Origin of the sequence: Amycolatopsis sp. NPDC059235, from assembly GCF_042754125.1 — a bacterium.
Classification (GTDB): Bacteria; Actinomycetota; Actinomycetes; order Mycobacteriales; family Pseudonocardiaceae; genus Amycolatopsis; species Amycolatopsis albidoflava.
Genome location: NZ_JBHZAG010000008.1, coordinates 1 through 5,631, shown reverse-complemented (window position 1 = coordinate 5,631; position 5,631 = coordinate 1). Strand labels below are relative to the sequence as shown.

Annotated in this window: 6 protein-coding genes; 5 read left to right on the top strand and 1 reads right to left on the bottom strand. The window is 69.2% G+C overall.

Annotated features, from left to right (window positions below):
- Positions 1 to 116: 116 nt before the first annotated feature.
- Positions 117 to 1,265, bottom strand: a complete 1,149-nt coding sequence (locus ACFXI3_RS07780) for a TolB family protein (protein WP_378398738.1) — start codon at positions 1,263 to 1,265, stop codon at positions 117 to 119.
- A 272-nt stretch (positions 1,266 to 1,537) separates the two neighbouring features.
- Between ACFXI3_RS07780 and ACFXI3_RS07775 the strand changes: the two genes are divergently transcribed.
- The 5 genes from ACFXI3_RS07775 (at position 1,538) to ACFXI3_RS07755 (ending at position 5,505) form a co-directional block, all read left to right on the top strand.
- On the top strand, positions 1,538 to 1,972 hold the full coding sequence (locus ACFXI3_RS07775) for a DUF3592 domain-containing protein (RefSeq protein WP_378398736.1): 435 nt from the start codon (positions 1,538 to 1,540) through the stop codon (positions 1,970 to 1,972).
- A 30-nt stretch (positions 1,973 to 2,002) separates the two neighbouring features.
- Positions 2,003 to 2,767, top strand: a complete 765-nt coding sequence (locus tag ACFXI3_RS07770) for a helix-turn-helix domain-containing protein (RefSeq protein ID WP_378398734.1) — start codon at positions 2,003 to 2,005, stop codon at positions 2,765 to 2,767.
- A 47-nt stretch (positions 2,768 to 2,814) separates the two neighbouring features.
- Positions 2,815 to 3,225, top strand: a complete 411-nt coding sequence (locus ACFXI3_RS07765; RefSeq protein WP_344275019.1) for a VOC family protein — start codon at positions 2,815 to 2,817, stop codon at positions 3,223 to 3,225.
- Between the two features lie 425 nt (positions 3,226 to 3,650).
- Positions 3,651 to 4,796 (top strand): alpha/beta hydrolase, encoded by a 1,146-nt coding sequence (locus ACFXI3_RS07760; protein WP_378398731.1) that lies wholly within the window; start codon positions 3,651 to 3,653, stop codon positions 4,794 to 4,796.
- A 22-nt stretch (positions 4,797 to 4,818) separates the two neighbouring features.
- Positions 4,819 to 5,505 (top strand): TetR/AcrR family transcriptional regulator, encoded by a 687-nt coding sequence (locus ACFXI3_RS07755; protein ID WP_378398729.1) that lies wholly within the window; start codon positions 4,819 to 4,821, stop codon positions 5,503 to 5,505.
- Positions 5,506 to 5,631 lie beyond the last annotated feature (126 nt).

The following is a 5,631-nucleotide window of genomic DNA, read 5'->3' as shown; positions in this document are numbered from 1 at the left end:
TGCGCCCTTTTGCTGGTATCTGTCTGCCCGGGGGGGTGGGCTCATACCCCCCCCCCCCCCCCCACAGCCGGTAGCCGGTGTGGACGGACTCGCTCGCTTCGCGCGGTCGCCGGGTGCTACCCGGTGGTGCTCGCGTTGGCGGTCCAGCCGAGCACCTGCGTGGCCTCGCTCCACGGCCCGTCCAGGCGGCGGCTGCCGCCGGTCGTCAGGTCCGCCACGATCAGCTGGTGCGTGTTGGCGTCCGCGTACGCCGCGGCGAGCGCGCCCGGCGCCGGAGACGGGACGAACGAGGTTCCGCCGGAGGGTTCGCGGATGCCGCTGTCGCCGCCCAGCGCCATCGGCAGCGTCCGGGAGCTGCGTTGCTGCCCGGTGACCGGATCGAACAGCTTGACGGTGTAGTCGTAGCTGTCTTCGTCGCCCGGGTGCGAAACGACCACGAGCGCGCAGGTTCCCGGCTGGAAGAACCACGCTTCGTCGCCAGCGCCCAGCGGCACCTCGGTGGTGCGCGACAGGTCGGAGGCGTCCGCGAGAAGCGTCGGGCCGGTCACGATCGGATCGGGCGCCCGGTGCAGCAGCGCGTGCCCCTGGCAGGTGTGCAGGAGGTTTTCCATCTGGGGCAGGTCCTGGGCAGTGCCCGCGGCGACGTGGCCGACGACTGTCGTGTTCGGCGCGAGCGCGCCGCCGCCGGTCGGGATCGTCGAGGGCAGATCGCCGTTGTAGCGGCCGAGGATCACCGTGTCCGAGTCGGCCCAGCGGGCACACGTCATCCCGGACACGACCTCCCGGGAGTCGCCCGAGGAGCCGGGTCCGGTCTCGTGGTAAAAGCCGCTGGGCCGGGTGATGAGGCCGGTCACTACGCCCTTGCGGTCGGTTGTGGAAACCCCTTGTTCGGCGGTGATCGCGAAGTGCGCGCTGTCGGGCGCCCAGGTCGCGCACAGCGGACCGGTCACCGAGGCTTGGGCGACGATCTCGGTGCCGGCGCCGACGTCGTGCAACACGATCCGGCCGGCGCCGTTGACGTAGGCGAGCGCCCGGCCGTCCGGCGACAACGCCACGGCGGGCAGCTTCGGCGCCGTGTTCCCGGACAGCAACGGCGTCGCGGCGCCTTCGGTCACCCGCCACACCGCGGGCTGCCCGGCCTTGTCCTTGCCGGCCACCACCAGCGATCCGCCGATCACCGGCGCCGCGACCTCGGGCGACGACGAGCACGCGGTGGCGAGAAGAGCAAGGGCGCCCAGCAGGACGGCGGTTCGGCGGTACGACATGAAACGATCATCGTGACATCCGGTGCGGTCCGGGGACGGCGGAAATGCCGACCACCGGCGATCAGATCGGGACGACGGCCAGGAACGCCAGGTCTCGGACTTCCTCGCGCCCGCGACCGGGTCGCGAGCAGCGTCGATCAGATCAGCTGCCAGTTTCGAGGGGCGTGTTCGGGGCCAGGAGGGAACCGTGCGGCCTCCGGCAGCCTCGAAGCACTGGCAGGCGCGCCGGTCTTTCCCTGATCGGCGGATGCCGTGCGAGGAAGGCCGGGTTCGTGACCACTGTGCAGACTGTGGTGTGGAGCTGCTGGGGCGGCTTCGTCCTGATAATGGTCCTGGTCGCGGTGTTCCAGCTGCGCAAGCTCCGGCACCGGGAGAAGGGGATGCGCACCTGGCCGCACGTCGCGGCTGTGGTCGTCGGCCACCAGGCCGTGCCCGGGGCGGGCTCCGACGACTCCTTGCCTTCGTACCTCAGCGTCTACCAGTATGCCGGTCCGGACGGCCGGACGTATCAAGGCAAGACGGTCTGGAGCAAGAGCCGGCCGCTGCCGCTTCGGCAAACGTTGCCGGTGTGCGTCAATCCCGGCTCGCCGGCGGAGTCGTATCCGGTGGAGAAGACCAGCCGGGCCATGCTGGGGTGCTTGTTCGTCGTCATGGGGGTGTTCTGCGCCGGCTCGTTCTTCTTCGTGCGGGTGCTCGTCGGGAGCTGACGGCGCACGCCGCGCGCTACGATGCCCGGCGTGTCGCTCGACCGGGTTGAGGGAATTCCAGGGCTGGAGTACCGGGTGTCGGACTCGCCCTATGTCGAGGGCGTGTACCGGGTGGGGCCGGACGGCGGGCAGGGCGGTTTCGTTCCGGAACGCATGGTGTCGGTCGTGAACTCGAACTGGGAGCTGCTGGTGTGGGCCTCGGCCGGGGTGACCGCCGTTTCGGTCCGCGGTCCCGAGACGCGGCCCACCGTGGTTCCGTTGGGCGGCGGGCTGGGCAGCGCCTTCGGCGTGATCTTCCGGCACGGCGCCTTTCTGCGGAATCTGCCCGTGGGCGGCCTTGTGGACGGCACCGTGTCGAGCCCGTACACGACGCCGCGCTCGTTCGTGCTGCAGAACACCGAGTGGGAGATCCCCACCTACGAGAACGCGGAGACGTTCGTGGACCGCCTGGTCCGGGCGGGGCTGCTGGCGCGGGACCCCCTGGTGACCGACGTCCTCGCCGGGGAGCGGCCAGTGCTGGTCACCCCGCGCTCGGTGCAGCGCCGGGTCGCCGCGGCCACCGGCTTGACGCAGGGCATGATCCGGCAGATCGAGCGGGCGCGACGGGCCACGATGCTGCTGCGCCAGGGCGTGGCCGCGACCGACGTCGTGCATCTCGTCGGGTATCACGACCAGCCCCATCTGGCGCGGTCGCTGACCCGCTTCGTCGGCCGGACGGCGACCCAGCTGCGACGTCCAGACCCCGGCGAGATGGTGTCGCTCCTGTACAAGACCGACGCCGAGGTAGCGCCGTAGGTTCGTAGCCAGCCGGAACGCCCGGCTGCCGGAACCGAGGAGCACCAATGGCTTTCACGCAGATCTATGTCAACCTGCCGGTCGCCGACCTGGAGGCGAGCACGGCGTTCTACACGGCGCTGGGCGGCGAGCTCAACCCGCAGTTCACCGACGAGACGTCTGCGCAGGTCGCCCTCGGCGAGGCGGTGACCGTGCAGCTCATGACGCACGAGCAGTTCGCCCAGTTCACCTCGCGGCCGGTAGCTTCCGGTGCGATCGAGTCGATCCTCGCGGTGCCCGCCGAGTCGAAGGAGGAGGTCGACCGGCTGGCCGACGCCGCCGTGAAGGCAGGCGGGTCCGAGCCGCGCCCGCCGCAGGACATGGGCTGGCTCTACAACCGCGCGGTGGACGACCCGGACGGCCACAGCTGGGAACTGCTCTCGTTCGACGCCTCGGCGATGCCCGGCACGCCCGAATGACGGCGGGTGCGGGCGGTCGGATCTCCCTTGCCCGCACCATGCCCGGCCCAAGACGTCTTCGGCCGCGCCAATTCACTTTTGCCATTTACGCAAGAATTCCGGCAATCATTTCACCGCGCCGACGGCCACGCAGCGGCCGAAACCGAGCAGTTCACCCCGAAACTGGCTGGCTGGCAAGGCATGCGGACGCGGCCGACGGAACTCCCGGTCGACAGAGCAGATCCGCGGAAGCGATCGAGGGCATCTCGGCGGTTTACCAGTCCAGCAGCACCAGAGGAGCACCTCCGACGCTGCGTCCGTGCCGCCCGAATGGCGGACGCAGCGCTTTCACCTGCACCAACCCTTGACTCCGACACGCGTGTCGATAACATGACACACATGTAACAGGGTGGGCAACGGAGCCCACCTGTCGAAGGGAGACCACCGTGCGCAGCGTGCAACGACGTTTTTCCCGGATGGCGGCGGTGGCGTCCGCCGCGGTGCTCGCGCTGGCCGGTGCCGCGGCTGTCGCGAGCGCGGCCGACAGCTGGCCGCTGACCCCGAAGGCGGTGCCCGGGCTGCCCGGCGCCCCGGCGGCGGCCGACCTGCCGGGCGTGAGCTCGGCGAGCGGAGCGCAGTGCCGCAACTATTTCTTCCCGGTCACCGAGCCGGGAAGTTCCGCCGTGCTCAAGGAATTCGGTCAGCTGTGCACCTCCGACCCGGCACTGCTGGGCAAGCAGCCGGTGCAGATCCTGATCCACGGCGGGACCTACGACCACACTTACTACGACTGGCCGTACCAGCCGGACCGCTACAACTACGTCCGTTACATGACCCAGCGCGGTTTCACGACCCTGAACCTCGACCGGATCGGGTACGGCCACAGCGATCATCCGCTCGGCGCGAGCATGAACTTCGACGTCGCCGCGAACACCACGCATCAGATCGTGCAGTACCTGCGCCAAGGCGGTCTGGGCACGCAGTTCGGCACGGTCACGCTGAACGGGTACTCGATGGGCGGCCTCACCTCGCAGGTCGAGGCAGGCGCCTTCCACGACGTCGACGCGCTGATGGTGCACGCCGTCGGGCACGGGCTGCTGACCCCGGCTTCGACCGCGCGGCTGGGCAGTTTCGCCTACCCCGCGCTGCTGGATCCGAAGTTCTCCGGCAGGCCGTGGGCGGTCGATCCCGCGTATCTCACCAGCATTCCGGGCCGCCGCACCATTTTCTACGGCCCCGCGTCCACTTTCGACCCGCAGCAGCTGACCGTCGAGGACGCGACGAAGGACACCATGTCGGCGACCGAGCTCGCGGACATCACCCTGCGCACCTACACCGACCAGACCAAGAACATCACCGCGCCGATCCTGTGGTCGCCCGGCCAGTACGACAAGATCTGGTGCGGCACCACCGACGACTGCGACACCGATCCGATGTCCGCGAACGAGCCGGGCTACTACCGGCCGGGCGTGTTCACCAAGTACATCGTGCAGAACACCGGCCACGCCACGCTGCTCGGCTACGGCGGTGTCGACTACCTGAACGAGATCGTCGGCTGGCTCGGCGCGCACGGCATCCACGGCGTGCGGTGAGCCCGCGGGTAAGCTGCGGATCATGTCCACGGCAGAGCGGGGTAAGGGAAAACGCAGCGAGTTGCGCCGCACGCTGGTGACGTCGGAACTGCTCGACACCGCGACCCGGCTGTTCGCGGAAAAGGGCTACGAGGCGACCAGTCTGCTGGACATCGCGAACGCGCTGAACATTTCGCGGCCCGCGCTGTATCACTACGTGAGCAAGAAGGAAGACCTGCTCGCGATGCTCGTCGAACAGGTCACGAACGGTTTCGCGGAGGTGCTCGCGCAGTTCAAGGCGCGTGACGATCTCGCGCCGTCGGAGAAGATCGCCGACGTGGTCGGGCTGATCGTGCGGCAGCGGGCCGAGCATTCCGACCAGTTCCGCATTCTCGACCGCTCCGAGTCGATCCTGCCGGAACCGCTCGCGGGCGAGCATCTCGAGGCGAAACGCACTGTCCTGCGCGAATTCACCGCGCTGGTGGAGGCGGGCGTCGAAACCGGCGAGTTCCGCCCGGTCGACGCGCGCACCGCCGCGTTGTCGCTGCTGGGCATGTGCAACTGGGTCGCCTGGTGGTTCCGGTCCGGCTCGGACGTCGAAGCGGTCGTCGCGACGATCACCGGGTTGGCGACGTCGATGCTCGCCGCAGGCGACAACATCGGGCGCGGACGGCAGGACGCCAAGACGATCGACCAGATCCGCGCGCTCCTGGACCGTCTCGAAGGCTGACCGGGATCCTGCTTCGGCCGTGGGGGGCCCCCCCCCCCCCCCCCCCGGTTTTTGTGCTGGGCCAGCCAGGCCCCCGCGCGCAACAAAAGTTGAAAATTAGTAACAACAAAAGAAAAAAAAGACGGC